The sequence below is a fragment of the Acidovorax sp. LjRoot66 genome (assembly GCF_964253305.1).
GTDB lineage: Bacteria > Pseudomonadota > Gammaproteobacteria > Burkholderiales > Burkholderiaceae_C > Acidovorax.
This window is the reverse complement of record NZ_CAXUQU020000001.1, coordinates 3,822,964-3,847,575: the sequence shown is the minus strand read 5'-3', so window position 1 is coordinate 3,847,575 and position 24,612 is coordinate 3,822,964. Positions and strand designations below refer to the sequence as shown.

The 24,612-nt window shown below is 57.5% G+C and carries 29 protein-coding genes; 17 read left to right on the top strand and 12 right to left on the bottom strand.

The genetic code is table 11. The annotated features are described in order from the left end of the window. Positions 1–22 precede the first annotated feature (22 nt). The 3 genes from ACSQ3Y_RS18215 to ACSQ3Y_RS18205 form a co-directional block, all read right to left on the bottom strand. On the bottom strand, positions 23–505 hold the full coding sequence (locus ACSQ3Y_RS18215) for a hypothetical protein (RefSeq protein WP_436178357.1): 483 nt from the start codon (positions 503–505) through the stop codon (positions 23–25). Between the two features lie 63 nt (positions 506–568). Further along, a complete protein-coding gene (locus ACSQ3Y_RS18210; protein ID WP_436178356.1) occupies positions 569–802 on the bottom strand; it encodes a hypothetical protein in 234 nt (77 codons plus the stop codon). A 218-nt stretch (positions 803–1,020) separates the two neighbouring features. Next, positions 1,021–2,112: an IS630 family transposase gene (locus ACSQ3Y_RS18205; RefSeq protein WP_436180137.1), complete on the bottom strand. Its 1,092-nt coding sequence runs from the start codon at positions 2,110–2,112 to the stop codon at positions 1,021–1,023. A 246-nt stretch (positions 2,113–2,358) separates the two neighbouring features. Here ACSQ3Y_RS18205 and ACSQ3Y_RS18200 point away from each other — a divergent pair, with 246 nt between their 5' ends. The 3 genes from ACSQ3Y_RS18200 (at position 2,359) to ACSQ3Y_RS18190 (ending at position 5,025) form a co-directional block, all read left to right on the top strand. Continuing rightward, positions 2,359–3,936, top strand: a complete 1,578-nt coding sequence (locus ACSQ3Y_RS18200; protein WP_436178355.1) for a DUF4041 domain-containing protein — start codon at positions 2,359–2,361, stop codon at positions 3,934–3,936. A gap of 257 nt (positions 3,937–4,193) precedes the next feature. Next, the gene (locus tag ACSQ3Y_RS18195; protein ID WP_436178354.1) at positions 4,194–4,466 is read left to right on the top strand and encodes a hypothetical protein; all 273 of its coding nucleotides are present in this window, start codon (positions 4,194–4,196) and stop codon (positions 4,464–4,466) included. A gap of 244 nt (positions 4,467–4,710) precedes the next feature. Next, on the top strand, positions 4,711–5,025 hold the full coding sequence (locus tag ACSQ3Y_RS18190; protein ID WP_436178353.1) for a hypothetical protein: 315 nt from the start codon (positions 4,711–4,713) through the stop codon (positions 5,023–5,025). A gap of 108 nt (positions 5,026–5,133) precedes the next feature. On the opposite strand, the gene ACSQ3Y_RS18185 is transcribed toward ACSQ3Y_RS18190, so the two are convergent. Then, positions 5,134–6,045: a LysR family transcriptional regulator gene (locus ACSQ3Y_RS18185; RefSeq protein WP_145698838.1), complete on the bottom strand. Its 912-nt coding sequence runs from the start codon at positions 6,043–6,045 to the stop codon at positions 5,134–5,136. A 160-nt stretch (positions 6,046–6,205) separates the two neighbouring features. On the opposite strand from ACSQ3Y_RS18185, the gene ACSQ3Y_RS18180 reads away from it, so the two are divergent. The 7 genes from ACSQ3Y_RS18180 to ACSQ3Y_RS18150 all read left to right on the top strand — a co-directional run bounded on the left by ACSQ3Y_RS18180 (position 6,206) and on the right by ACSQ3Y_RS18150 (position 10,736). After that, positions 6,206–7,090, top strand: a complete 885-nt coding sequence (locus ACSQ3Y_RS18180) for an NmrA/HSCARG family protein (RefSeq protein ID WP_145698839.1) — start codon at positions 6,206–6,208, stop codon at positions 7,088–7,090. Continuing rightward, the gene (locus tag ACSQ3Y_RS18175; RefSeq protein ID WP_436178352.1) at positions 7,087–7,677 is read left to right on the top strand and encodes a flavodoxin family protein; all 591 of its coding nucleotides are present in this window, start codon (positions 7,087–7,089) and stop codon (positions 7,675–7,677) included. Before ACSQ3Y_RS18180 ends, ACSQ3Y_RS18175 begins: the two co-directional genes overlap by 4 nt. Positions 7,678–7,846: 169 nt before the next feature. After that, positions 7,847–8,587 (top strand): SDR family oxidoreductase, encoded by a 741-nt coding sequence (locus ACSQ3Y_RS18170; RefSeq protein ID WP_145698840.1) that lies wholly within the window; start codon positions 7,847–7,849, stop codon positions 8,585–8,587. Between the two features lie 306 nt (positions 8,588–8,893). After that, positions 8,894–9,028 (top strand): hypothetical protein, encoded by a 135-nt coding sequence (locus ACSQ3Y_RS18165; RefSeq protein ID WP_436178351.1) that lies wholly within the window; start codon positions 8,894–8,896, stop codon positions 9,026–9,028. A 189-nt stretch (positions 9,029–9,217) separates the two neighbouring features. Then, positions 9,218–9,601, top strand: a complete 384-nt coding sequence (locus ACSQ3Y_RS18160) for a hypothetical protein (RefSeq protein ID WP_436178350.1) — start codon at positions 9,218–9,220, stop codon at positions 9,599–9,601. A 93-nt stretch (positions 9,602–9,694) separates the two neighbouring features. Beyond that, complete coding sequence (locus ACSQ3Y_RS18155; protein ID WP_436178349.1) at positions 9,695–10,138, top strand: hypothetical protein; 444 nt, start codon at positions 9,695–9,697, stop codon at positions 10,136–10,138. Positions 10,139–10,568: 430 nt separating this feature from the next. Then, complete coding sequence (locus ACSQ3Y_RS18150; protein ID WP_436178348.1) at positions 10,569–10,736, top strand: hypothetical protein; 168 nt, start codon at positions 10,569–10,571, stop codon at positions 10,734–10,736. A gap of 106 nt (positions 10,737–10,842) precedes the next feature. On the opposite strand, the gene ACSQ3Y_RS18145 is transcribed toward ACSQ3Y_RS18150, so the two are convergent. Further along, a complete protein-coding gene (locus ACSQ3Y_RS18145; protein ID WP_436178347.1) occupies positions 10,843–11,247 on the bottom strand; it encodes a DUF3892 domain-containing protein in 405 nt (134 codons plus the stop codon). 256 nt (positions 11,248–11,503) lie between these two features. Between ACSQ3Y_RS18145 and ACSQ3Y_RS18140 the strand changes: the two genes are divergently transcribed. Both ACSQ3Y_RS18140 and ACSQ3Y_RS18135 read left to right on the top strand, forming a co-directional pair. After that, complete coding sequence (locus ACSQ3Y_RS18140; protein ID WP_436178346.1) at positions 11,504–11,818, top strand: hypothetical protein; 315 nt, start codon at positions 11,504–11,506, stop codon at positions 11,816–11,818. Between the two features lie 1,093 nt (positions 11,819–12,911). Continuing rightward, positions 12,912–14,261 carry an IS110 family transposase gene (locus ACSQ3Y_RS18135; protein WP_436180136.1) on the top strand — a complete coding sequence of 450 codons (1,350 nt, stop codon included), beginning with the start codon at positions 12,912–12,914 and terminating at the stop codon, positions 14,259–14,261. Between the two features lie 428 nt (positions 14,262–14,689). Here the strand turns inward: ACSQ3Y_RS18135 and ACSQ3Y_RS18130 are convergent, their stop codons facing one another. Together ACSQ3Y_RS18130 and ACSQ3Y_RS18125 are read right to left on the bottom strand one after the other, a co-directional pair. Then, positions 14,690–15,073 carry a hypothetical protein gene (locus ACSQ3Y_RS18130; protein WP_436178345.1) on the bottom strand — a complete coding sequence of 128 codons (384 nt, stop codon included), beginning with the start codon at positions 15,071–15,073 and terminating at the stop codon, positions 14,690–14,692. 143 nt (positions 15,074–15,216) lie between these two features. After that, positions 15,217–15,984, bottom strand: a complete 768-nt coding sequence (locus ACSQ3Y_RS18125) for a metallophosphoesterase (RefSeq protein ID WP_436178344.1) — start codon at positions 15,982–15,984, stop codon at positions 15,217–15,219. Positions 15,985–16,159: 175 nt separating this feature from the next. Between ACSQ3Y_RS18125 and ACSQ3Y_RS18120 the strand changes: the two genes are divergently transcribed. Beyond that, on the top strand, positions 16,160–16,450 hold the full coding sequence (locus ACSQ3Y_RS18120; protein ID WP_436178343.1) for an H-NS histone family protein: 291 nt from the start codon (positions 16,160–16,162) through the stop codon (positions 16,448–16,450). A 29-nt stretch (positions 16,451–16,479) separates the two neighbouring features. Here the strand turns inward: ACSQ3Y_RS18120 and ACSQ3Y_RS18115 are convergent, their stop codons facing one another. Both ACSQ3Y_RS18115 and ACSQ3Y_RS18110 read right to left on the bottom strand, forming a co-directional pair. Then, positions 16,480–16,923 carry an HAD domain-containing protein gene (locus tag ACSQ3Y_RS18115; protein WP_436180135.1) on the bottom strand — a complete coding sequence of 148 codons (444 nt, stop codon included), beginning with the start codon at positions 16,921–16,923 and terminating at the stop codon, positions 16,480–16,482. A 180-nt stretch (positions 16,924–17,103) separates the two neighbouring features. Then, positions 17,104–17,487, bottom strand: a complete 384-nt coding sequence (locus tag ACSQ3Y_RS18110) for a hypothetical protein (RefSeq protein ID WP_436178342.1) — start codon at positions 17,485–17,487, stop codon at positions 17,104–17,106. Between the two features lie 155 nt (positions 17,488–17,642). Here ACSQ3Y_RS18110 and ACSQ3Y_RS18105 point away from each other — a divergent pair, with 155 nt between their 5' ends. After that, complete coding sequence (locus ACSQ3Y_RS18105; RefSeq protein WP_436178341.1) at positions 17,643–17,981, top strand: helix-turn-helix domain-containing protein; 339 nt, start codon at positions 17,643–17,645, stop codon at positions 17,979–17,981. Here ACSQ3Y_RS18105 and ACSQ3Y_RS18100 read toward each other — a convergent pair. Next, the gene (locus tag ACSQ3Y_RS18100) at positions 17,964–18,506 is read right to left on the bottom strand and encodes a hypothetical protein (protein WP_436178340.1); all 543 of its coding nucleotides are present in this window, start codon (positions 18,504–18,506) and stop codon (positions 17,964–17,966) included. The genes ACSQ3Y_RS18105 and ACSQ3Y_RS18100 overlap by 18 nt on opposite strands. A gap of 5 nt (positions 18,507–18,511) precedes the next feature. On the opposite strand from ACSQ3Y_RS18100, the gene ACSQ3Y_RS18095 reads away from it, so the two are divergent. Then, positions 18,512–19,015: a helix-turn-helix domain-containing protein gene (locus ACSQ3Y_RS18095; RefSeq protein WP_436178339.1), complete on the top strand. Its 504-nt coding sequence runs from the start codon at positions 18,512–18,514 to the stop codon at positions 19,013–19,015. A 171-nt stretch (positions 19,016–19,186) separates the two neighbouring features. Here the strand turns inward: ACSQ3Y_RS18095 and istB are convergent, their stop codons facing one another. Then, positions 19,187–19,927, bottom strand: coding sequence for an IS21-like element helper ATPase IstB (gene istB, locus ACSQ3Y_RS18090; protein WP_436178338.1), 741 nt, complete (start codon positions 19,925–19,927; stop codon positions 19,187–19,189). Beyond that, the gene (gene istA / locus ACSQ3Y_RS18085) at positions 19,920–21,449 is read right to left on the bottom strand and encodes an IS21 family transposase (RefSeq protein WP_436178337.1); all 1,530 of its coding nucleotides are present in this window, start codon (positions 21,447–21,449) and stop codon (positions 19,920–19,922) included. The genes istB and istA overlap by 8 nt, the downstream gene beginning before the upstream one ends. A 689-nt stretch (positions 21,450–22,138) precedes the next feature. Here istA and ACSQ3Y_RS18080 point away from each other — a divergent pair. Next, positions 22,139–22,948 (top strand): hypothetical protein, encoded by an 810-nt coding sequence (locus ACSQ3Y_RS18080; protein WP_436178336.1) that lies wholly within the window; start codon positions 22,139–22,141, stop codon positions 22,946–22,948. A 210-nt stretch (positions 22,949–23,158) separates the two neighbouring features. Further along, complete coding sequence (locus ACSQ3Y_RS18075) at positions 23,159–24,517, top strand: hypothetical protein (protein WP_436178335.1); 1,359 nt, start codon at positions 23,159–23,161, stop codon at positions 24,515–24,517. Positions 24,518–24,612 lie beyond the last annotated feature (95 nt).

Genomic DNA, 24,612 nt, shown 5'->3' with positions numbered 1-24,612 from the left:
GCCCAGTCTTCTTGGGCAAGGATCAGCCAATCGTTCGAGCGCTCTTCTGCGCAAAGTAGAACCACTCGTTGCCAGGCAGCGCCCCCGGATTCGGGAAGACCACAAAGCCATCGGCAGGAGCTTTCACTTCGCGGCCATCGTGCCGCAGCCCGATGACTTGCCCGGCCACCACGGGATCGAAGCTTTTCCACGGTTGGGCAAAGCGGTCATCGCCATGCTCGCGATCCACCACGTCCTCAAGTCGCAGGACCTGGAACTTGGACGCTGGCGGCTTGAGCGCAAGCGCTGTCAACCCCAGCACGGCCAGTGTCTGCCGGATCGCACGGTAGGCCACACCGCGACCGCCTCCGGGTCGATGCTGTCCGCATTCCAGCGTCACGCCGTAGCCGCCACGCGAGCGCATGTACTCGGACGTGCCGATGCCGTACCCAGTGTCCAGCAGAGCGGCATTGGCAGACTGCTGGGCCCGCTGGCGCCGCTGAACGCCCCGGGCATACACATCCATCCAGCCCTCCACCACGCGCCGAGGCTCGAGGTGCGCGACCAGACGCTCCTCTTCCTGCGAATGCTAGAAAGGCTCCAGGGTGCCGGTGTTGTTGGTGGGGCCGACCATGGTGAAGGGCTGCCCCGGGGTGTGAAACGAGTGCAGGTCGAGCAGCACGTCATGCGCGTCCAGCAAGGGGCATAGGACATTCGCAATCTGGTCCTCGTAGTCGGCAGGTTGGGCACCGACACGCAGATTGCGGTTGAGGTTGCGGTCCCCTTGCCGGGTGCGCTGCTGATAGGCGTAGGGATTCGTCACCGGCACCATCGTGAGGACACCACGTTCGATGCCGAAAGCTCCTGCGTATTTCGGAGTTCCTGGACACCAAGTTCGGCACCGTTGACTCCTGCCCGTCGCTGCACTTGAGCTTGATCCAGTCAGCCCGCTTTCAATATGCGCCAGGACACTGTAGCCATCGAGTTTGAGTTCGTAAAACCATGCTCCAGGGTCAGGAGGCAGGCCATCCACCAGGGTGGCTAGTGTGCTGTCCCGCTGATACGTGAGCAAAGTCGATGCAGCTTTTCGAGAATCGAATCAGCGGTGGCGGTCCACTTGAAAGGCTGGCAGTCAACATTGTGGGCTGCGACGAATTGATCGATGCGCTGCACGAGTTGTTTGACACTGGTGAAGGAGCCGCGGCGGATCGCCTTGTCGGTGATCAACGCGAAGAAGCGCTCGACCTGATTGAGCCATGAGCTGTAGGTCGGGATGAAGTGCATGTGCCAGCGTGGCCGACTCGCCAGCCACGCCTTGATCTTTGGGTGGCTGTGGGTGGCGTAGTTGTCAACGATGCAGTGGACATCCAGCTGGGCTGGAACGGCCTTGTCGATCTCGCGCAGGAATGCGAGGAACTCCTGATGCCGGTGGCGCGGCTTGCATGCGGCCAGCACCGCGCCGTTGAGCACATTCAGCGCTGCGAACAGCGTGGTCGTGCCGTGGCGCTTGTAGTCGTGGGTGACCCCTTCGATGTAGCCAAACCCCATGGGCAGCATCGGCTGCGTGCGCTCCAGCGCCTGGCATTGGCTTTTCTCGTCCACGCAGATCACCAGCGCGTTGTCCGGCGGACTCAGGTAAAGACCGACCACGTCGCGCAGCTTCTCGATGAAGAACGGGTCGTTGGACAGCTTGAAGCTCTCGGTGCGATGCGGCTGCAGCCCGAAGAGCTGCAAGTAGCGCTGCACGCTGGTCTTGGAGATGCCAGTTTCAGCGGCCACTGTGCGCACGCTCCAGTGCGTCGAGCCGTTGGCAGGCTTGGTGTGCAGCGTCGTCTTGATCAGGTGCGCCACCCGCTCGTCGTCGATAGTGCGCGCCGGGCCAGGGCGAATGTCGTCGTACAGGCCGGCGATACGACGCTCGATGAAGCGCGTGCGCCACTTGCCCACCGTCTGCTTGGCCAGCCCCAGTCGCGCGGCGATTGCGTTGTTGGCCTCGCCTTCGGCGCTGGCCAGCACAAGGCGCGCGCGGTTGCTCAATGCTGCCGACAGCGAGCGACTGCGCGCGAAAGACTGAAGCTGCAAACGCTCTTCGTCCGTCAGCACCAACTCGGCCTTGGGTCTGCCTGTTCTCATTGCGGTATCTCCGTTGCAAGATACCGAAAAGGTATGCACGACTAATGCCAGTTATCTGCGGGACAGCACACTAGCTGAGGTGAGCTTGCGGTCCTGTCCAGTGCTCTGCTTGCTATCAGACATGAAGTATCCTGCTTTGTAAAACTACACTTGACGCAGACCCGCGTGCGCCCATCATTGCTTCTCGCAAGGCGGGCGGAAACGGGCCGGGTTCAGAACAAAAAATGAAATAAGGGGAGGTGCGCGATGGCATTGAGCGACTATTTCAAGGGGCCCGAGCACAGGGCGGCCGCAACGCGGCTGGAGACCGAGCTTCAGTCGCACCGGCTGCAGTCACACAGAGACCAAGAGGTGCTGCAAGCCAAACAAGATGAGCTTGTGGCTCTCCGGCTGCAGTCACAAAAAGACCATGAGGTGCTGCAGGCCAAATACGATGAGCTTGTGGCCCAGAATAAGGCGCTCGGACTGTTCGATTTACTGGCAGTTCAGGACCAAATTCGCACCGAGCAGGCCCTCCTCGTCAACACTCGCGCAGCAGTTCAGGATCAAATTCGCAGCGAACAGGCGCTCCTTATCAACACTCGCGCTCAGAACGCCAAAAAAGAGTCGGAGCTGGCCGCTGCACAAAAAGCCCTTCTCGACAACACTCGCGCTCAGATCGCCTCGCACGAGGCTGACCTGGCCGCTGCGCAGCGGCAGCTTCAAAACCTCCAGGCACAAATTCTCGGCGCTGAGGATGCAATCCAGTTGGAATCATTCGCCCTCTATGAGCCTAAGTTCCAGTTCACGAACAGTGCTGAGTACAAAAAGAGACTGGACGAAAACCGGGAAGACCAAAAGAGCACTGCTCGGGGCTTGAGCGCCGCGATCGATGCGTTCGACAACTACGCTGTTGAATTTACGAAGGCGCAGTGGAAGAAGATGCGCAAGGATGTGATGAAACTGGCGTTGAGGTCCTTCAACAGCGAGAGTGACTATTGCGTTGACAACGTCAAATTCAGCAATTTGGACAAGATGGAGGAGCGCATTCGCCGGTCCTTCGCCACATGCAACACCTTGGTGAAGGCGATCGACGCTTTCTGGAAAGACATCGTTTTGGAGCGCAAGCTGGAAGAGCTCTACCTTGCGCACGAGTACCAGATGAAGCGTCAAGAGGAAAAAGAGGCGATCCGCCAAGCCCGCGAGGACCAGCGCGAGCAGGAAAAGCTTGAGAAAGAGATCCGGGAAGCCCGCGCGAAGATCGACAAAGAGCGCCGCCATTTCACCGGCGCCATCCAGAAACTTCAGTTGCGCCTCACTGCATCGACTGACTCTCAAGAGCGTGCTGAGCTGCAGACGCGCATCGAAGAGATCACAGGCCAGAGCGTCAAGCTCGATGATGAGGAGCGGCTGCTGGACTACCGCGAGCAGAACGCACGTGCTGGCTACGTCTACGTCATTTCCAACATCGGAGCCTTCGGCGAAGGCATCTTCAAGGTCGGTATGACGAGAAGACTGGAGCCCATGGACCGGGTCGACGAGCTGGGTGACGCCTCAGTGCCCTTTCGGTTTGACGTGCATGCACTCGTCTTCTCGGACAATGCCCCGGCATTGGAGGCCAAGCTGCATACGCATTTCGCAGCCGGCAGACTGAACAAGGTCAATGGACGCAAAGAGTTTTTCCGTGCTGATCTCCAAGAGATCGAGGCCGTGATCCGGGTCAATTACGACGCGGTAGTGGAAGTGGTTCATGCGGCTCCAGCAGAGCAGTACCGGGAAAGCTTGCGGTTGGCTATGCCTGTGCCAGCAATCCAGATCGCTGAGCAAGCAGCGATGGGTAAGTGACGCGACATGCCTTTGGCCTCGCGGAAGCTGCGAATTTCTGCAACTATCGTTGAGCGCTGCCGGATCATGCGTGGCCGCGATTCCCGCTTTCCGACTTCCTTATCCGACCAGTGCTGTGCAATTTCCATTCTGACGTGTGATGCGGTCGTTGCGGCTGCAATGCCGAGCATTGCCAATGACGGCTCAGCAGCGATTGCATTCAACCGTGTTTTGAAGTCGAGCGCGTACTATCGGCCAGAAGGAGACATTGGAGGAGCATGGCTACAACACAGATCAATGACTTTATCGTTCGTCTGATGACCGGCCAGCGAACGACGTTGCGGCGACTGCATCCGTTGTTCCAACAGTTTGAGCCGTACCGCCGCCCAAGCCCAGGTACCGGCGGGGAAGTGCCAGTTCCTGAGAGCGCCGAGGCGTTCCTTACCGCGACCGGCTACGGCGATATCGCTGAAGTACTGAGCTTCCGCGCAGAGTGGATGCACCTGATTGATCGTGGAAAGTTGGCTGGGTGTGTCATCTGCTCAGGATGACGGTGGCAACCAATATGCTTGTCCAACGTCTGATAATAAGATCTATTTTATTCGCGCTGCTCATCTGAATACGTGCTCATAGCTGCTTCAATCGGTGATTTTCTAGAGGGGCTTGAACTTCGCCGCTTCGATCTCGAAGGATGGAGAAACGGGCTTGAGTTGAAGCCGTGCAGCTGAGAGTACATAACTTTAAGTTTTGGAGCCGCCTTCAGGGAAAGCCCACCATATACAAATGAGGGAAATAATGTCCAGCCATCTTCAAGAAATAGAGGAGCTAACCGATTTAATGAGGAATGAGTGGCTTGATGTCAGGCTATGCATTGAGCTGCTTGGCTATGATCCGGCGGAAACACTGCTTGTCGCATTTGCGGAAAGCGAAGATGAAATGGAGTATTCAATAATTGTCACAAGAGATCGGCGAATATTTGAATGCTCCCGTAGTACAAATGAAATTGCCGAAATAAAATTCAGCAAAGTAGAAGAGCTTCCGAATTCGGAAGAAACTTTTAAGTTGACTCCAACGATTAAATTGGCGCTGAGCATTCAGGAGAATTTATAACAAACTGCTCTCGGCCATCCGCTGACCTTGACGAACGACTGCTTGAGGCAGGCAGCTCTCCCAAAACCCGGTCTCGGCAGCTAAAAAGTGTCTACAACCCGAGGCAACTCAGATCGACAGTGTCTTCAACTTTTTGGGGATCTGTTCCGCGAGAAACGCCATCAGTGCCCGAACTGTTGGCGATTGATGGCGTTGCAGGGGGTAGACCAGTTGGACTTTCAGCGCGGACATTTGCCAGCCTTCCAGCACCCTGACCAATTGCCCCGATGCGACCAGCGGCGCCGCCTGAAACTCGGGCAGTACAGCGATTCCGAGTCCGTCCAAGGTAGGCGCAAGCAAGGCGTCGGAAGGGCCGATGACCAAACGTGAACGCAAAAATCCTTTTGCGGTTCTGTTTCGCGAATGCAGCTTGATTTCTGCTGCGTCCCTCGACTGCAGAAGGCCGGCGTGCGCACTGAGTTCACCTGGATGCTGAGGCAACCCGTATTGGCTTGCATAGGCGGGGCTTGCAAACAGCGCTGGGCGCACGGTGCCGATGGCACGGGCCTTCAGGCTGGAATCGGCAAGTTCGCCAATGCGCACGGCCAGATCAATGCCTTCTTCGACGATGTTGACGTGGCGGTTGCTGAGCTTGACATCGAGTTCCAGATGTTCGTGCTGGAACAGGTACTCGGTCACCAGCGGCAGCAGCACGACTTTGCCAAAGGTCGCGGACGCAGCCAGACGAACGCGACCCCCTGGCGTTTGATCCGGAGAAAAAACCTCCTGGGTGACGGCGTTCAGTTTATGGATCAGTGGACCTGTTCCGTCTAGCAGGCGTTGGCCTGCATCAGTCAATGCGAAGGCTCGGGTATTGCGCTTGACGAGGCTGACCCCTGCTGCCGTCTCCATGCGCGCCAGGCGGCGCGACAAGGTTGATTTCGGAACATCCAGTTGGCGAGAAGCCCGTGAGAGGCTGCCCGCCTCCGCGATCTTGATGAACCACTGCAGATCGTCGATCGAGTAGTTTTCATTGTTCATATTTTGGTACACCGGTGTCTACACAACGAGTCTATTGGAATAAGGTCAAACCATCAACAATGGGGCTTGTTGCGGGTCGAACAAGCCCACATGGATCGCTTCCTTGCCTGGCCGCAGACCCGCTTCATTCACAACCATTGCACACTTTCAAGCAACTCAAATGACCATACTCGTTACGGGCAGCACGGGGCTTATCGGCTCCCATGTGGTGGCGCTGCTAGCCGCGCAAGGCGCAGACGTTCATGCACTCACAAGAACACCAGAAAAGCGACAGTTTCCACCCGGCGTTACGGCCGTCAAGGGAGACTTTCAGGATGTGGATTCGATGCGCGCGGCCATGGGTCGCGCAAGAACGCTTTTCTTGCTCAACACGGTGGCCGCAGACGAAGTCACCCAGGCACTGATTGCACTCAACCTGGCGCGCGAGGCGGGTATCGAGCGTATCGTGTACCTGTCTGTCATGCACAGCGACCGCTTCACCGATGTTCCGCATTTCACGGGAAAGCACACGGTTGAACGCATGATCGAACAGCTTGGAATGCACGCGACCATTCTGCGCCCCGCTTACTTCATGCAGAACGACGATGCCTTGATTCAGTCCAGTGTTCTGGAGCGGGGCGTGTATCCCATGCCCATCGGCAGTGCAGGCATTTCCATGGTGGACGCGCGTGACGTGGCGCAGGTTGCCGCACGGCATCTGCTGCGCCGAGACGCGGCAAGCGAACCCTTGCCAACGCAGGTGTTGGATGTCGTGGGGCCCACAGCGTTGTCGGGTCGCACCGCCGCCGCTGTCTGGAGCGATGTGCTGGGCAAGACCATCCTGTACGCGGGTGACGACATCGGGCCTTTTGAGGCACAGTTTCGGAGCTTTGCACCCGGGTGGATGGCCTATGACATGCGGCTCATGATGGCGCGCATGCAGTTGGATGGCGAGCTGGGTTCCGCTGCCGCAGTCGAACGTATGCAGCAAGAACTGGGCGCCCCGTTGCGCAGCTACCGCGACCATGCGCTGGAAACGGCTAAGCGCTGGAGGGCTGCCCCATGAAGGCAGAAAACACCCTGCCGTCCATTGTCGTTGTCTACCATTCCGGTTACGGCCATACACGGCGATTGGCGCAGGCCGTTGCCCAGGGCGCAGAAGCCGCATTGCTGGAGATCGATGCGCAAGGTACTCTGCCCGAGTCCGCCTGGATGCGACTGGCTGCCGCGGATCTCATTGTGCTGGGCTCACCCACTTATATGGGCAGCGCGAGTTGGCAGTTCAAGCGATTTGCCGATGACTCTTCCGCCGCGTGGATGGCCCAGAAATGGAAAGACAAACTCTTCGCAGGCTTCACCAACAGCGGAAGCATGAGCGGTGACAAGCTGTCCACCTTGCAGTACTTCATGACATTTGCCATGCAACACAGTGGCCTGTGGGTGGGCACCGGCATGATGCCCTCCAATACCAAGGCAGCCCTGCGCAATGACCTGAATTATGTCGGTTCATCTTCAGGCGCGATGGCCACAACCCCGGTCGATGCGTCGGTTGACGAAGTGTTGGAAGGTGATATCGAGACGGCCAGACGCTTTGGTGAACGGCTTCAGGACGTTGCGAAGCGCTACTCGAATGCGTCGCCTCACGAGGCGTAACAGGTAACTTCTTTCAGCATCCTGGGCTTCAGCCGCGGGGCCAGCCTCCATCGGGAATCTCGGCATCGAGTTCCGGCCCGCGGGTCGGGCCGGATTGCGTCTGTGCACGACCCAACTCGGCTGCTCGCCAATATTAAGCACCGTTCGATACATCAATGGACTTGCAATCATGAACACACTTCTTGGAAAACGCGCTTTTGTCACTGGCGCAAGCCGCGGAATCGGAGCTGCGGTCGCGCGTCGCCTTGCGTCTGAAGGTGCCGATGTCGCAATTGGCTACGAGAAGTCCGCCGCGGCAGCGGATGTGATTGCCAAGGCGATTCGTAGCACCGGACGCAATGCGGTCACGGTTCCGATGAGCGCAGCCGACCCGACTTCAGTGAAAGCAGCGGTCGATCGCGCTGCGGCAGAACTCGGCGGGCTCGACATCCTGGTCAACAACGCCGGGATCTTCCGCACGGGCTCCATCGAATCCGCCAGCCTCGCGGATATTGACGAGACCCTTTCAGTCAACCTGCGCGCGGTCGTCGTCGCCACGCAAGCGGCGCTCGCCTACATGAGCGATGGTGGCCGAATCATCAACACAGGCAGCAACCTGGCGACTCGTGTGCCGGGAGGCGGAATGACCTTGTATGCGGCAAGCAAAGCCGCATTGATCGGCCTCACCAAGGGCCTGGCACGCGACCTCGGCTCCCGCAGTATCACCGTCAACGTCATCCACCCGGGCTCAACCGACACGGACATGAATCCTGCGGACGGCGAGCATGCGCAGTTCCAGTTGCAGCGCATGGCGATTCCGCGTTACGCGGACCCCGACGAGTTGGCCGCTCTGTATGCCTTTGTTGCCAGTCCGCAGGCTAGGTCGATCAACGGAGCGGAACTTACGGTGGACGGCGCAGCCAACGCATAAATTTGGCCTCATCGCGTTGTTGCAGCGAGCGATCTTCTCGCTCGTTCGGACGGCGTAGTAGCGATGAACGTGCGCCGCTTCTTGACTTTGCCATCGCCAAGATATTCCCCGACAGATCCTCAAGCTGCTTTTGGTCACGGGGTGAAGCGGTTGTGAAAGCAGCCGTCTTCGATCCCGGTCTTTTCTGGCAATTGTTGGCGCCGACCGGAATTTGAGCCACTTTTCAAGTAGTGCCGAAGTAAAAGCGAGCCAGGTGTTCAACCTACCCTGCTGTTTTTAAGCGGCGGTGTGCAAGGAGTGATCACCATGGACATGATTGGCAAGATCCGACGGCTGCACGCGAGGGACAAGCTGTCTTGCGGGAGTGCCACCCGAAAGCTGCCGTTAATTTGCTGCACGCTGCCGCTGGAAATCCCGGTGTCTGCATACGGCAAGCTATAGTTTGCTGGCTTAACGCGTGCCGGATTTCATTGATTTTTTATGCCTGGATATCTGAACAGGCCATCTCTCGCAAAGCTATGCAGCAAGCCGCCTACAGGGGAAAACAGTGTCCAGAATATCCCGCACGGTCCTGCTCATCCCGCAGGTTTTGCGGTCTAAATTCATTCGTTAGCGTTCACCCCTAAAGCCATGCACGGACTTACTCAAGAGGATTCATCGCTGATCGGATTTGTCGTAGCGTGTTACTTCTGTGATGCCATCGACAGCGAAGAGCTCAACAGGTGGGCCGAGCACATGATTGCAACGCGAGAGGGTTATCCGGACTACATGCTGGATCTGCTGTACTTCGACGAAGCGCGTTTTCACATCTTTCGGGTTATTGGGTTCACCCCATCGGAAGAAACATCAGAAAAAGAGGATCAAGCAATCTGCGGCATCGCATACTTACGTGGGCGCCCCCAGGCTGATGGTCCAGCGATTGATGTTGCGTTCAATGCACTGATAGAGTCTCCGGCAATCAAAGAAAGGTTTCTTCCAACCTTCCCGTTCCTGGAGGTCCCACTTGAACGCTAACCTCCCTACAGTCAAGCGGACCGCTACAAGCTGTGCTTGTGGTTCCCTCCGCGTTTCGCGCTCCGGCGTCCGCTTACTTCCACGTTAAGCCTCATGAACGAAATAGTGCTGCGTGACCTCGGTATCTCCGAAGGCATCCTTCAGCATTTGCGTGTATACGAGCCTTCGTCTCCGCTCGGGTTTAGGGTTCAGCCAGCGCAACACTGGCGTTCATCTCCAATCGCGCAGCGCAGTATTGTTCCGCTGTGGGAGTGCGGCACTGTGCTGACGTACTTCGATCAAAGCTCGGCCACGTACCGAAGGTGCTCCATAGAAGACCCTAAGACAGATTGGTTCAGCTACCGGTCATTTCAGGCAGCGCTGGCTCAGCTGTTCATCGAGTTGTACGAAGATGAACTGCCAGACGAGGAGATGCTCGCTATTGCCAAGAAAGTTGGCTTTCGTTATGCAGAGCGCCTCATTGCAGAGTCCGCGGGCCTAAATCGAGAGGCTTATCACGCCTGGGCCTCAGCTTTTCCCCGGGCGTGTGAGGCCTAACCCTTTGTCGGAGCGGACCGCCATCGGAAAGCCGCTTGGCCCGCCAACCGGTCTGGTCCATCATCCGTCTAGCGGGCCAACGCCTGGAAGGCGTTGGCCTCTCAGCTCAAACGTTGAACATCCGCTTTCATTTGCGGTGACTGGCTGCTCCTGGCCGATAGTACTCATTCCTTTGCGGTCAGCGTATGACTGCAACCAGCCTCAAGCCGTCGTCGACTTTCGCTTCCCGAATGGCCGCTCTTGGTGGCGGAAGTCTGGCTGGTCGCTCCAGCGCGTTGTATCACCCAAGAAGGCGACTCGACAAAGCTGAGCAGATGCTCACGTCCGCGATTTGGAAATTACCACGAGAGCCGAACTGAGTGCCCAGCTCCGGCCGTTCCAGCTGTCCAACTCAGTTCGTCCCCGCAGTCCATCAGCGACCGAAATACGCATGAGCTCTGCAACGCCGGCAAACCAGCGCGCCGGGGTGACCGTGGTGCCCCACGAGGGCAAGATTGAACAGACTCTGTTCATCATCAGCCGCCCAGGGTCCAGCGAGGCCGTCAACAAGGTCGTTCAGGCGATCAAGACCGTTGGCGCGCAGACTTTGACGAACTGACAGGGGTCCTAAACTCTTGTACTCGCCGCGAATGCGCCTGGCGAACAAGAGCCGGGGCACAAGCTGAGGGTCTCTCCGGGTGCCCCGGAGAGATGCCTCGGCGGTTTCACTTGAATCCGCGATACATGGCCTCGGCAATCAGGCCACGGCCAGCAAGCCCTGTGGGGGAGGACAGCAGTCCTGCCCCTGTATCCAGGACATCCGGGAGGCTCAATCCGTACAGAAACGGGAACTCGGGCAGGTTCAGCAAATTGTTGGAGCGGGTGCCATCTGGCTCCGTGCGCAGATGCAGCAGCCCTGAAGGTCCGTACTTGGCGATGACATTCACACGCCGCAAGCCGCTTTGCACGTAAAACTGGACGCCCCCATCCCATTGCAGTTGAGCGGCACTGCGCATCTCCATATGCCACGTGGATGGCCAGTGCCCACCCACGTACAAGATAGGACGAAATGGGTCGTAGCGAGGGTTCTTCTTGATGAAGCTGATTTCGATGCTGGGAGCCAATGACATGAAAGCCTTTCCGCCCTGAGGGCACGCGTTAGCGAAGAAAGGCAACTCGAACACAGGAACATCACGATCTGCAGGTCTTGCCTGCCGGGGACTATATATGGTGTGTCGTCATTCTCCAAAACACCATAGGTAGCGTTGACTAAATTTACAGAATGTGAAACCTGTTGATAAAATCAGTGGTTTCGACAAGGCCTTGTGGTCCGGCAATGCGAGGACGAGGCGGACTGGCAACGCGTATATCCATGGAGGATGGCCAATGAGAATCTATGCATCGGGCGAGGCACAACACCTGAATGCCCCTGGTGAATTTTTGTCCCCGAACCCGTTCGGGCGCGTGGTCGGTTTGATCGATCTCGGCGACAACAATGGCTGCAATGAATTCGGCTGGACCGGCTTGAAGGCCGTCATCGACGTTGACGGAGAGGAGTTCGTCTTGGACTTCCCCGAGTTCACGCGCGTCGAAACGGATGACGGGATCGAGATTGCCAGTGGCGATGCGGGCACCATTCTGAGCTGGTGGCCATCGCGAGAAGATGCCCAGCGCTACGGCTTGCGCACGGTCTTCGCATAAAGCGGGAGATGCAGGGGTCTCAGCTGGTTTTCATCACTCTGCTCCGGCCCAACCTGCCGATTTACCTGGTGTCTGCACCCACCCCCAGATGATTCCCACGAGTTCATATGCAAGTATCTACCAGGATTTCCTGGCAGCGATGACGTGGATGACTAGCCTGGGGATCAATCTCCAAACCGGACGCACGTCCCGCTATGAAAAGGTCATGGGCTACTGGAAGGATGCCTACCGCACCGCCTCCATCGAGGAAGCGAACAAGGCGTTTCCAGACTTCGTCAGCTCCCTGTTTGAAATCGTAGAGTTCACACGAATCCATGAGGCCCTGCAGAATGTGCCATCGCGGGAGTTGACCTCCGTGATCGACAAGCTGAAAAAGGCAGTCAACGGCCCCATCGATGTGGCGAGTGAAACCCCAAAATCAACAGCCGCACGCAATTTCCTGTTCGAGGCCAGTGTAGCCGCCATGGCCCACCGGCCGGCGCGCAACGTGGAGGCCATATTGAATGCACGTAGCGATACCGGCATCAAGATCGAAGGGCGCAAGATTTGGGTCGAGTGCAAACGTGTGACCTCAGAACTGACACTGGAGGGCAACCTGCGCAAGGCCTGCTCACAGCTTCAGGACACATTCGAGGCTGAGGCGGGGTCAGATCATCGAGGGGTCGTCGCGATGGACGTGTCAAAGATCCTCAATCCGAGAGGAGATCTCCTTGTCGCCAGAAACGACGATGAGCTCTTAAACGCCGTAGCGCGCTTGCTGCAGGATTTCAGTTACAAGCACTCTGGTCTTTGGCGGCGCGTCTATGCCGAGAAAAGCCAGCGAAGTAATCGGCCCGTCCGCGCCGCAAACCGTACCGAAGAAACAAGTGGCGTTGGCCTGCTGGGTGTGGCAAGGTGGAACGCGGCGCCGACGAAGACCGATGTAGCAATGGTGCACATTGCCCGCGAGCCAGCGTGGTCATGGGCTGCGTCATCGACATTGGTGAGCCTGTGCCAGGCTTTTTGGCTTGGCCCAGACATCCCGTTTGAGAGAGTGATCAAGACGACGTACCCGAGTCGGTGCCACGTTCCACTTCTCATGATGGAGGATGCCATGGCACAACGCAAGCGGCCCACCACACAGTCGGCCATCACCCTGACACACCCCAACGCAGCCGGTATCGACATCGGCAGTGCCTCGCACTTCGTGGCCGTGCCGCCTGACCGCGATGACGAACCTGTGCGCGAGTTCGCCAGCTTCACGGCCGATCTCAACCGCCTGGTCGACTGGCTTGACGCCTGCAACGTGGATACCGTGGCCATGGAGTCCACGGGTGTTTACTGGATACCGTTGTACGAGCTGCTTGAATCTCGCGGCTTTACCGTGCTGCTGGTCAACGCCCGCCACGTCAAGAACGTCTCGGGACGTAAAAGCGATGTGCTGGACTGCCAGTGGCTGCAGCAGCTCATGAGCTTTGGGCTGCTGCATGGCGCCTTCCGCCCGGCCGAACAGGTCTGTGTGCTGCGCTGCCTGAACCGCCAACGCATGATGCTGCTGCGCAGCCAGGGGCGCCTGGTGCAGCACATGCAAAAGGCGCTGGCCCAGATGAACATCCAGTTGGCCAACGTCATCTCCGACGTGGTGGGCCAGACTGGGCAAAGAATTCTGCGCGCCATCCTCGCCGGTGAACGCAATGGGATGGCCCTGGCCAAGCTCAAGAGCGCGCGCATCCATGCCAGCGAAGACGAGATCGCCAAGAGCTTGCAGGGAAGCTGGCGGGCCGAACACCTGTTTGCCCTCAAGCAGGCGTTGGACGCGTTTGATTTCTGCGCCACCCAACTGGCTGAGTGCGACGCGCAGATTCAGGCGCAGTTGCAAGCGCTGCATGTTCGTGATGACGAGCCAGCAGCAGGCAGCAAGCGCGCACGTGGGCGTGCCCGCAATGCGCCGAAGTTTGATCTGCGCACGCAGCTGTTTCAGATGTGCGGCGTGGATCTCACGCGCATTGACGGCATAGACGTGACCACAGCGCTGGTGGTGGTGTCCGAGGTGGGCGCGGACATGGGCAAATTCCCCAGCGACAAGCACTTTGCCTCCTGGCTGGGATTGTGTCCCGGCACCAGGATCACCGGGGGCAAGGTCATGAGTGGAAAGACCAAACGCTGCGCCAACCGTGCGGCCCAGGCGCTGCGCCTGGCGGCAGCATCCTTGCGTTCGAGCCAATCGGCGCTGGGAGCGTATTACCGACGCATGTGCGCGCGCATGGACAAGCCCAAAGCCGTCACTGCTGCTGCCCACAAGCTAGCGCGGTTGATCTACGCCATGCTCACCCATGGGCAGGAGTACACCGACCAAGGGCAAGAGTACTTTGAGGAGCGTTATCGCCAAAGGGTGTTGCACAACCTCGCCCAAAAGGCCAAGGTCATGGGAATGCAGCTCGTACCGGGCGACAGTACTGTTTAAAAACCTCAGGAAAATCAACTGGTTATCTGTTGTTTCTTGAGAGCAGATCATCGGAACAGCTTTTCGGCTTTCATGCTTGGCGATGTCTGAATCGAGGGGAATGGTCGTTCAGTGCTCCCAATGGGCAGTGAGCCCAAGAGCAGATGCCTCAGCTGCGGACGCGCAGATTCAATATCGACTGGTGGAGGCCTTGTCGCAAGACCCCTGAAGCATGCACAGGCAATGCGCCAACGAAAAAGGGCCCAAAGGCCCTTCTCGGGATCCGCCCAGCGAAAGACCCATACGAGATTCTGTTGCCCCTGCTGGTGTGCAGGACCTGACCGATACCAGGCAGCAGGTCCATATCATCACTCGCTCTCAGACCGTCTTGCCATCATTTTAGCCCCCGGACGGCTCCTGCTTCAGGCCAGTCTGCAGCCCCAGAACTACTACTGAAACTGCGGCAGCAAGCAGCCTTCTTGAGCAGACCACGTGCCGGTCAATATCGCGCTCCAGATAATGTCGCTCACATCTCCAGACAGGAACAGCAGATCCCTCATAGCGCTGGCTACCATCGCGGCGCGCAAGAATTCATCCGCCTCCGGAGGTGTGCATAGGTGATAACTGCGGCCGGATTCTGTACTAATCAGGGCTCGTTGCAAGTCGATCGCGATCAGCACGGAGGTCAGCCTGAATGACCCTGAAGCCAATTGTGCGGTGATGTGCAGTGCTCCGTTGCCGCGCTGCACTATCCGCCAGTGGTACAGCTGCACATGCGGTTGTGATTGAACATCAGGCGCTGGACGGTCGTTGCCAAAGAAAAACCAAACCATGAAGACACCTCAGCTCCCGCAGGCAGCGCAGCATGGAAACTGAGCGCCCCTGATGAGGTCAGTCCAGCTTTCGCCCGAGGCCGCGACGAGCTTGCCACCCGTGTTCAAGGGGAAAGCCTCCGAAGTCATTGCGTGCATGGCGCTCAGTTCCCCAGGTTGATGATCAAGCCGACATCGAAGTCCGGGTTCTCATACTCTGTCGATCCCTTACCCAACGGATAGCCCCGGGGATTGCAGACAATGCGGCACCCTGCTACCTGATAGTCGAACGAGGTATGGGTGTGCCCGTGGATCCAGAGATGCGCACTTCCGACCAGTTGATCAGGCAGCCCCGAGCCAAAGGCCCCGGTGGCCAGATCATTGCGGTACCGCGCAGGCGTAGATTCCTTGCGTGGGTAATGGTGGGTCACTACCACCCGGGGTGCTGCGATGCCAGGCTCTTCCAACTCGCGTTGCAACCAGGCGCGGCTGGCTACATGGCGATCAACGGTGGCCTGGGGCGTGCACCCTTCGATGAGACGGTAGTCGGCGACGAAGCCTTGTGCTTCCCGCATGGAGGCCCTGCGGAGATCTGCGCCGAAGTATTCAAAGTCTGTCCATAGGGTCGCGCCCAAAAAGCGCACACCCTCAATCTCGATAGCGTCGTTTTCCAGGAAGTGCACGTCATGCGAACGTGCGGACTCGCGAATCCTGTCGAGTGTCCGCTCCCAATGACCGTGGTAGAACTCATGGTTGCCGGCGATCAGCACGATAGGCTTGTCGGGAAAGGTACTTCGAGTCCACGATGCCGCTGAATCGCCCAAGTGAATATCCCCGGCTAGCACTACAACGTCGGCAGATGCCGCTGATTCAGGATCTGGGCTGAAGGGTGAGAACTCGACGTGGAGATCTGAGAGAACGAGAATTTTCATGAAGGGGGTGCGTTGATGTTATTACGTACTCGGCTGGAAAGCGACAGCACTGCATAATTAATGGCTGAGGGAGAGACTTTCGCAGCACATGCGAATTCCACCTACAGAACAACTCGTGAGCAGTCGCCAAAATCCGTGACTGGAAAATCTAACTACTTCTTTTTTTAAAAACAACATGCCAAGCTACAAAGACCTTCTCGCTCAAAAACAAAACCTCGAAGCCCAGATCGAAGCTGCCCGCAAGTCTGAGATGAGCGAAGCACTTTCCACGATCCACAGCTTGGTCAAAGAATTTGGCCTCACCGCATCTGATGTGTTCCCCTCCGGCCGGGCCAAGAGCGCATCGAAAGGCTCCACTGTGGCTCCGAAATACCGGGACCCAAGCACGGGTTCGACCTGGACCGGTCGCGGCAAGGCGCCCTTGTGGATCGCGGGCAAGGACCGCGCCCAGTTTGAAATCAATTGACCTGACGGAGGTGCTACTCCACAGCACCTCTACCTAGATAGTTCATTCAACCTCGCTCGCAACAATTGCGACGAGCGCTCATCAAATCCACGCGCACCGTCGACGAGAACCAGGTTTGGACAGAATGGCCTGTAAAGCCAAGACCGATCGTCGACGGCGACCCATGAAGCGTAAACAGGTCGGTTGACAGACAGCCAAGCCGCACATTCCGCCTGCCTTTCGTATAAGGCGAGCGTGCTTGGCACTTCAAGCAACTGGGAATATCGCGGTGTCATTCCCACCACTCTCTCAGAAATGGCGTCTGACAGCAACGCCTTGATTTCTTTCAAATCTCTGTCATGGCGCCAAGTGCTACTCACCACGATCTCCAGATCGAGCCCGTCAATTGCAGACGAAAAACATGCCTCGCATTCAAAATGTCTAGAAGCATGGCAAAATTCAGGATGAAGCACGCCGTCAAAATCAAGAAACAGGACGGGTAAGCTTATTTGCTGAAATACGACCTGTTTGAGATTATTATTTCACGCAAGCATCAACGAAGCGTTCTAGGAACGCTTCCGTTGCTATGGCTGGCGATTGCAGTGATGTAATGTGTCGTGAGCATTCCTGTCCTATGTTTGAATGAACTTTCAATCCTATTGAGTTTCGCTAATTTAAATCGTTGGTGATGCGCAAGTGAAATTCATTTCTGCATTGATGCCTGTCAGCACTGACAAAGATGCCGCATCACTTTGACGTCTCAGCAAGCGATAAATGATCTCTTGGTTAGCCGCCACGTGCAGCGTCATTAAAATATTTCGCAGAAGTTCTTCTTTTCCTCCCCATGGGAGCGATTCGTTGTACGGCAGAGAGGATGGGTCGACCTTGGCCAAAAGCAACAACGCCAGCGCAATCGCTGCACTGGTTTTCTCGTCAGGGTTAAGTTCTCCTTCATCCCAAAGAAAGCCGCGCAACTGATCCGCCAGGCGCACCAATTGATGGTCTGGCAGGCCTTTGGGCAGTATTGCCTCCCACCCATCCGTTTCGAGGATCTTCATTAGATCCTCTCCACTGAACGAATCCGCTACTTTTATGTTTGGTGGTAGCATATTTTTATTTCTCGATTGGTTAGATTATTTTTATTTATTGAATAAATGTTGATGCGACAAGTTTGGCGTGGTCAAACTTGTCGCATGACGCCCCAATCGGGTCAATGTCGTCCAAAAAGAAGATTTACTCAAAAGTTGATTTCGGCCGTGCCTTGCAGCAGCTCCGTGAGGTTCGTGGCGTCACCCAGGAAGATCTAATACCCAGCTCAAGTCGTCGATCTGTTGGAAGGATTGAGCAAGGGTCGCAAGTTCCATCCTTTCGGACTATCGACAGCTTGGCAGAAGGGCTGAGAATTCACCCTCTGACCCTCATCGTGCTTGCGTACTGTCAAGACTCCAGCGCCGCGTCGGTGACCCAACTGTTTGAGACCATCAAGTCTGATCTCATCGAGCTGGTGGACGAAAAACGGCATGGCCAACCGCGGTCAAGCGGGCTCGAATAGATCTTGTTTGGCCAGCACGCGGAGCACCTCTGTGAGGGCCTCCACCGTCTCATCGCTTTGCTCTCCCAACACCCTGCTTACGATCTCCCGGTCTACGTTCAAGCTGAGCATTGCCATCGCTTGCTGAAGGGTGGATAGGCCGAACTGCTGGGTGTCCTCGATGGCATCGACTTCCTGGCTGCAACTTATAAGCAACAGGATTGCCATCTGCATAACTGGGCTTGCAAGGTGGTGCTCTTCCTCCCATCGGTCGCTGTAAAGCAGTGAGCGCAGACCCCGAGCAGTGCACAACAGCTGTGAATCGGACAAGGCATTTGGCAGAAGTCCCCTCCAGCCGCTCTTCTTGAATATGGAGGTTACATCTGCATGGCCAAAATTCCCTATCTCAGTGCGCTCAATAAATAACATAATATTCGTATAAAATTTTATGAGACAACTTTGTCCCATCGGTTGCTGAGTGCGAAGATAGCTGAACTTGGTCAGGAGATGATCGAAAACGACCAGCGTTTGCTGAAAAGGAAACACGGCGGTTGCTGCAACTCCCCAAAAAGGAAACCGATCAGTTGTCGAAGAACCATCACATACGCTTTGCTGTGAACGCTCACTTGAACATCCATCGCCTGGCCGAGATAGACAGGCAACTGCATGCGGCTGGGAGCCTCGGTGGAATCGAAACGCCGCGCTCTGGATGGGTGAAAACTTTGCGCTTGGCGATGGGGATGAGCTCGCTCGCTTTGGGCGAACGCACATCGATGTCCCCTCAGGGCGTTCGCCAGCTTGAGCGCGCAGAAGCCGACGGCACCATCAGCCTCAAGACCTTGGCCAGGCTTGCAGACGGGCTGGACTGCGAGGTCCGATATGTTCTGATTCCTCGCACCCGCCTAGTCGATCAAGTGCTGCGCAGAGCGCAGGAGCGGTCGATGGATATCGGAGCGTTGGCAAGGCGAGACGCGGCGGCCGGCCCCCTTGACACCGAAGGACTGCTGCAACTCACCCTCTTGCTTAGCGGCGTCAATCGTCGAGGTTTTTGGTAGCTCGCAGGTGAGGCACTGCATGATGCCAAGCAGTGACCTACCTAACTCAACAGACCGGGTGGGCCAGCCTTGCACAGACAGAGCCGGGGGCATGCCCTGGCTCTGCAATACACACATCGGTGAAGTGATCAAGAGGTGCGGTTGCGCATCCAAGAAGGGTGATAACCGTGATCAGGGTGCAGCATCAGGAGTCATGCGGCGCATCGAGTCCCCCTTGAGCTCAATCGTGTGCTTGTTATGCAGAACACGGTCCAAGATGGCGTCCGCGATCGTTGGCTCTCCCAAGAAGTCGTGCCAGGTCTTGGTCGGCAACTGTGATGTGATGAGGACTGACTTTCCCGGGACCCGATCGTCGATAACTTCCAGCAGGTCCTGCCTCCCACGCGCCCCGATGGGAGCAACGCCCCAGTCGTCAAGAATCAGCAACTGCTGCTTGGCAAGCCGTGTGCGCACGGCGGGCAAGCTTCCATCTGCGTGAGCGACCTCAAGTTCCTCCAGAAGCCGGGGCAGACGGCAGTAGAGAACTCCGTATCCCTTGCGCGCGGCCTCTCGCCCCAACGCGCAGCCCAACCACGTTTTTCCCGTGCCAGTGGGGCCCGTGATGACGACGTGCTGCCCACGCTGAATCCATTGGCACGTGAGCAGGTCAATGACTTGTCGTTTATCAATGCCTCGCTTGGCAGAAAAGTCGATGTCTTCCGGAAACGCGTTTGCCGCCTTGAGCTTGGCGCCCTTGAGCAGCTTTGCAAGGCGACGGCTTTCCCTCTGGGCAAGTTCCGCATCGACGAGCAGTCCCAACCGGTCGTCGAAGCCGAGAGAGTGCGTTGCCGGGTTGTTCAGTTGGTCGTCATACGCCTGGGCCATGCCTGGCATGCGCAGGGTGAGTAGTGCTTGACGGGTCGGGTTACGCATTCTGGTTGCCTTGTTGGTAGTAGCCTGCGCCACGGACATTGGTATGGACGGGCATGTCGTTGCTTGTTGGCAAAGTCTCGGCTTTGCCCTCCAGTTGGTGCTGGAGCAGAGAGCGGATGCTCTTCACAGTTGGCGAATGGATTGAGAGCGCCTTGCCGCACGCCAGCTCAAAACGCTCGGCCGTGTATTTGCGCTCAAGCTTTTGCAAGGTGCCACATGCATTGAGTGCCGCAGCCGGATGGCGCGCATCTGCCAGAAGACGCTCGACGACTGACAGTGCACCCGGGCCTACACGTTGGGCCCAATCTTTGTATCGCTCTGGTGTGTGATCGGCCCACGCCAGATGATGTTCTGGCATGTGCGCGCGATGAGTCGATTTGCGACCCAACGCGTCGGACCGGACATGCGAAGCGACGCGGTTGCGACCATGCAGAATTTCGACAACGGTTGGTGTGCAGCGAGCGGTGACTGATTGGTGCACGAGCCGATACGGAACCGAGTAGAAGTGGCCTTTGACAGCGATGTGATAGTCCAGCGGCACGCGCAGCGGCCCTACCCAGTCACCAAACTCGTATCGAGCGGGAAGGGGCAACAACGCAGGCCGGTCGATTGACTCGAAGCGTTCGCGACGGCTCTGCTGGTATCCCCGCATGACCCGGTCATTGATGATACGAACGCATTCTTTGATGGCTCCGTTCAGCTCTGCCTCCGAATGGAAGAGTCGGTTGCGCAGCCTTGCGATGCCCCACCGCAAGAACAACAGCACGCCGCCTTCCACCACCGCCTTGTCTTTGGGCTTGCGGGCCCGTGCCGGCAAGATGACAGTCCCGTAGTGTTCTGCCATATCCGCGTACGCCGGGTTCAGTACTGGGTCAGATCCGGCTTTTTGCACGGCCGATTTGAGGTTGTCCGGAACCGTGATTCGGGGGACGCCACCCAGGGCCTCATACCATTCGCAATGCGCGTGGATCCAGTGCTCCTGCTTCTGCGATGGCACACCAAGTGCAAACAGGAGGCCGCCGACACCGGCCGAACCAATGAAGATTTCAGTGTGGTGGCTCTCGCCTGTCGTCGGATCTACCCAGTACATTGTGGTACCCGAGAAATCGGCCCAGCCCCGCTCGCCGGGCTCGTACTGTTGCCGCATGGACAGTGGCAGCTTCCCGGCCCATTCCACATACAACTCGTTGAACCTGCTGAGCTCGTATGCTGAGGCAGGGTCTTCTTCCTTGTATTCGACCCACAGCAAGGTGCGGGTAACGCCCTTGCGTTGCAGTTCGCGATGGACATAGGACCAGTCGGGCACCCGTTTGAACTGCCCTCGATGGCCCTGTCGATTGAACTTCAGGCGAAGCTGGGTTTCGTTCAGGGACTCCAGGTTTGCCAGGTCGATTCCGTGCTCTTTGATGAGTTCCCTGTACCTTCGCACCGTGTTGTAGCTGATGCCCAGCTCTCGGCCCATCTCCCGGTTTCCTGAAGATGAATTCAGAAGGAGCCGGATCCTCGTGTGAATTGTGTTCACGTTTTCTCCATAGGCGATCCGCCGCCCAGGGAGCTGCTGAAGCTCCAGCGGATCGCAAACTCAAGCAGGCGAGCGCGCGGCTTGACATCGGCTGGGTAGCCGATGGAGAATTACGTCTGAGAAATGTCGTAAGACCCTAACGCCCCTCGAGTTCGCAACACTCCTGGGGCGTTTTCATTTTTGCGCCTGGTAGTCAGCTTTGTGGTCAGGTTCGGCTAGGGACCCAAGGCGCACCCCCCTTCATTTTTGTGGCGAGGCTTGGCTGGTGCCGCCCGCTGGCACCAAAGCCAGCGTGCAATATCTGCCGATGCGGCAAACCGCCCCCTGCGCCCACTCAGCTCGAAAGTGGTCACTGGAAGGCGCCCCCGTTGATATGCCTTCCGAAACGCGCCCTGGGACGGGTAGCCCAGCGCTTTGGAGAGGGTGTCACCGCCCACGGTTGCGCCGAGAGCAAGAATCAGACGGTGCTCAAAGCTCTCATATGAAAGAGCGGGCAACGACGCCGCAGAATCAATATCAATTGGCAGCTGGGACATAGTGGGACCGGCCGAGACTGGGGGAAAGGGCGCGATGTTACGCACGGCTTTTTGGCTGCGCAAGGTGGATCGATTCTGAAAAGTCGCTACCCCCAAACGCAAATAGACCAAGCGCGACAATGCGGGACTCAGCTTCAACCACAATAAACATCTATGCCGATTGGCTTTCGAATTGCGCCCGACGATGAGTGGGCGTCCCACATTGAAAACGTAAAGACCGCACAGTCGACAGCCTGCTACGGAGCCCTGGCGGCTCACTTCGGGACTGATTCACCGAAGATATTGGAGCGGCGAGTTGACGAACACAGGCCTTGTGATCAGATTGATTTCACCAACAAGTACCGGCGTTGGCGAGAAGGCTCAGCCCCGAACAAGGTCTCGGTGGCGCACATCCATGCACGGACAGCGGGAGCCGTGAGGCTTGATTTCTGGCGAGATCTTCCCTTGTGGGAACTCCTTGCGCCCCAGTCCCCGCCGATGCCACGCCTGCTGCGCCTTCTGGAGAGTGCGTCGCCGAATGTCAGGCGGATACTGCTTCGTGATGGGTGTGGCGTGCAGCAGGGCCGATTCAACCACTCGCCACCCACACGCGCGCAACTGCTCGGGATTCGCAACCTACGGTCACTAGACGCCTTCATTGCCTTGCTCTGCCTTGCAAGAAAAGGGGAGCAAATGGAGGACGATACGCAGCACTTCTTGCCATCGGCATGCGCGTATGACATTTTTCCACGCATCCTCTACACCTACCGCCCGTTGCGCTACCGGTGGGAGGGGCTTTTTGCCTGCATCGAGCGCTTGTACTGGAACCGCGTTTACATGAACGGCCTGTACGTGGACTTCCCGCTAGAGACGATCCGCCTCAGCTTGGCTCAGTTGGATGCGGACCCCTCAAGTCGACTAGCCGAAAAGTCAGGGTGGAGACTCCGGCCAAGCGGCAATGACAGTTTGTTTGAGCAGGACTAGGCTCGGGAAAATGCAGCTTTGTCGTTGAAGTGATCACGAGGTGCGGCGAGGTTCACCAGCCTAAATTGGTTTAGTGATACATGATGTCCGGTGCAAGCAGACCGCGCATCGACCGTAGACCCACGCAGGGCTGAGAGCTTCCAGTCACCTCTGGAACCGTTCAACGAATTCCTGCATTTGCGTCCGGAGTTCCAGGAGCAAGATAGTGTCATGCTCATAGGGCTGGAAGATGAACTTGCCTGTGCCCTAATCCAACAGTGGCCCAGCGACTCGTCAGAGGCACTGCAGTGGGCCAGGGCCTACTTGCTTGAGGTTGCCGCGCGTCCAGAAGACAAGGATGCCTGGGTGAACCGCGGGCCCATGATAGGGGAGCTCAGAGCCCGGACCTTGATACTGCTTGCCAGCGTCTCCCCCAAGCTCTCTAAGATGGCGGAGGGCTTGGCCAACATCGTCACGGAGCCTGTCTGGAAAGTGCGACGGGCTGCCGCCAACGCAATTTCCGAGGTATTGAGACCAAGGCAACCTGTGCTCGCGGACTTGCTGACAACCGCGCTCTCACAGTACGCGGAGGCGCTGGACACCACTTTCAAGCAACCGAGCAAACGCAACCTCGACATAGTCGATGAGGCGCGAGCAGCCACAGTCAAGGCGGTACTTTCAGCCCTGAGCGAGATGATGCCTGGCGCGCGCGCGTCGCCCAAGAGCTTGACGGCAGTCAAGGAATGGACGATTGCACTAGATGCAGCTCGCGGCGAGACTCCTGACACGTGGAGAATTCAGGCACTCACCGCTCTTATCCGACTCATGGCAGACCAGGAGGATAAACCTCGGGTACGGCACCACGATCCTGACTACGTCGACTACGAGGCTCGCTGGGAAACGGGTGAATTGCTTGCAGCAGAACTCCTTGAACAGCCAACGGACCAGTCGCCGCTATTTGGACTCCTTGATTACTGTCTGGAGCATGCGCCAGATTTGAGCGAGAGAGTGCTGGAGTCAACGCTTGCTGCGTGCATGAGGCGGGAGTTTGCGAACTCCGACGCCTTCTGGCGGGTGTGGGACCGAGCAGCTACGAAGATCCTTCCGGATGAGTCACTGAGGACTCGATCGAGGCGGTCATTCAGCCGGTCTGACAAGGTACTTCGGACCTTGCTTTTTTGCTCCCTGCCATGGCCCAACAACTGGAACGACCTTCCGCTGCTTCAGGCTCGCCCCAACTACATCGCCGACTGCCTCGCTATTGCAGGCGACAGCCGTCCAGCCCTGGAGAATCTACTAAAACTTATGGCCGGGGTGGGTAGATCACAATCGGTGCCAACTGCTCTCCCCAAGCTTCGCGACGCTCTTGGTCGAATTCCGGCCGACATTTTCGATGATGGCAGCAGCCTTTGGGATGCAGAGACCATCTGTCGAGTAGCCGTCCACGAACACCGGGAAACGCTCATTCGAGACGTCACCCTTCGCAGGGCAGCGCTCGACATTCTCGACCGTCTTGTAGATGCAGGATCTTCGCTAGCTTTCCAACTGAGGGACTATTTAGCAGCAAGCCCGACAGAGCGAACAGCATAGTTTCGACTACAGGCTCACAGATCCCTCGAGTTCAGATATTGTTTCGGTAAGCGTGGCAGTACGGCTAGGCCACAACTGCCGAGCGAGGCCAGCCT

Coding starts and splice junctions, on each gene's coding strand:
- ACSQ3Y_RS18215 (WP_436178357.1), bottom strand. CDS start 505: ATGGATGTGTATGCCCGGGGCGTTCAGCGGCGCCAGCGGGCCCAGCAG.
- ACSQ3Y_RS18205 (WP_436180137.1), bottom strand. CDS start 2,112: ATGAGAACAGGCAGACCCAAGGCCGAGTTGGTGCTGACGGACGAAGAG.
- ACSQ3Y_RS18200 (WP_436178355.1), top strand. CDS start 2,359: ATGGCATTGAGCGACTATTTCAAGGGGCCCGAGCACAGGGCGGCCGCA.
- ACSQ3Y_RS18195 (WP_436178354.1), top strand. CDS start 4,194: ATGGCTACAACACAGATCAATGACTTTATCGTTCGTCTGATGACCGGC.
- ACSQ3Y_RS18190 (WP_436178353.1), top strand. CDS start 4,711: ATGTCCAGCCATCTTCAAGAAATAGAGGAGCTAACCGATTTAATGAGG.
- ACSQ3Y_RS18185 (WP_145698838.1), bottom strand. CDS start 6,045: ATGAACAATGAAAACTACTCGATCGACGATCTGCAGTGGTTCATCAAG.
- ACSQ3Y_RS18180 (WP_145698839.1), top strand. CDS start 6,206: ATGACCATACTCGTTACGGGCAGCACGGGGCTTATCGGCTCCCATGTG.
- ACSQ3Y_RS18175 (WP_436178352.1), top strand. CDS start 7,087: ATGAAGGCAGAAAACACCCTGCCGTCCATTGTCGTTGTCTACCATTCC.
- ACSQ3Y_RS18170 (WP_145698840.1), top strand. CDS start 7,847: ATGAACACACTTCTTGGAAAACGCGCTTTTGTCACTGGCGCAAGCCGC.
- ACSQ3Y_RS18165 (WP_436178351.1), top strand. CDS start 8,894: ATGGACATGATTGGCAAGATCCGACGGCTGCACGCGAGGGACAAGCTG.
- ACSQ3Y_RS18160 (WP_436178350.1), top strand. CDS start 9,218: ATGCACGGACTTACTCAAGAGGATTCATCGCTGATCGGATTTGTCGTA.
- ACSQ3Y_RS18155 (WP_436178349.1), top strand. CDS start 9,695: ATGAACGAAATAGTGCTGCGTGACCTCGGTATCTCCGAAGGCATCCTT.
- ACSQ3Y_RS18150 (WP_436178348.1), top strand. CDS start 10,569: ATGAGCTCTGCAACGCCGGCAAACCAGCGCGCCGGGGTGACCGTGGTG.
- ACSQ3Y_RS18145 (WP_436178347.1), bottom strand. CDS start 11,247: ATGTCATTGGCTCCCAGCATCGAAATCAGCTTCATCAAGAAGAACCCT.
- ACSQ3Y_RS18140 (WP_436178346.1), top strand. CDS start 11,504: ATGAGAATCTATGCATCGGGCGAGGCACAACACCTGAATGCCCCTGGT.
- ACSQ3Y_RS18135 (WP_436180136.1), top strand. CDS start 12,912: ATGGCACAACGCAAGCGGCCCACCACACAGTCGGCCATCACCCTGACA.
- ACSQ3Y_RS18130 (WP_436178345.1), bottom strand. CDS start 15,073: ATGGTTTGGTTTTTCTTTGGCAACGACCGTCCAGCGCCTGATGTTCAA.
- ACSQ3Y_RS18125 (WP_436178344.1), bottom strand. CDS start 15,984: ATGAAAATTCTCGTTCTCTCAGATCTCCACGTCGAGTTCTCACCCTTC.
- ACSQ3Y_RS18120 (WP_436178343.1), top strand. CDS start 16,160: ATGCCAAGCTACAAAGACCTTCTCGCTCAAAAACAAAACCTCGAAGCC.
- ACSQ3Y_RS18110 (WP_436178342.1), bottom strand. CDS start 17,487: ATGAAGATCCTCGAAACGGATGGGTGGGAGGCAATACTGCCCAAAGGC.
- ACSQ3Y_RS18105 (WP_436178341.1), top strand. CDS start 17,643: ATGTCGTCCAAAAAGAAGATTTACTCAAAAGTTGATTTCGGCCGTGCC.
- istB (WP_436178338.1), bottom strand. CDS start 19,927: ATGCGTAACCCGACCCGTCAAGCACTACTCACCCTGCGCATGCCAGGC.
- ACSQ3Y_RS18080 (WP_436178336.1), top strand. CDS start 22,139: ATGCCGATTGGCTTTCGAATTGCGCCCGACGATGAGTGGGCGTCCCAC.
- ACSQ3Y_RS18075 (WP_436178335.1), top strand. CDS start 23,159: ATGCTCATAGGGCTGGAAGATGAACTTGCCTGTGCCCTAATCCAACAG.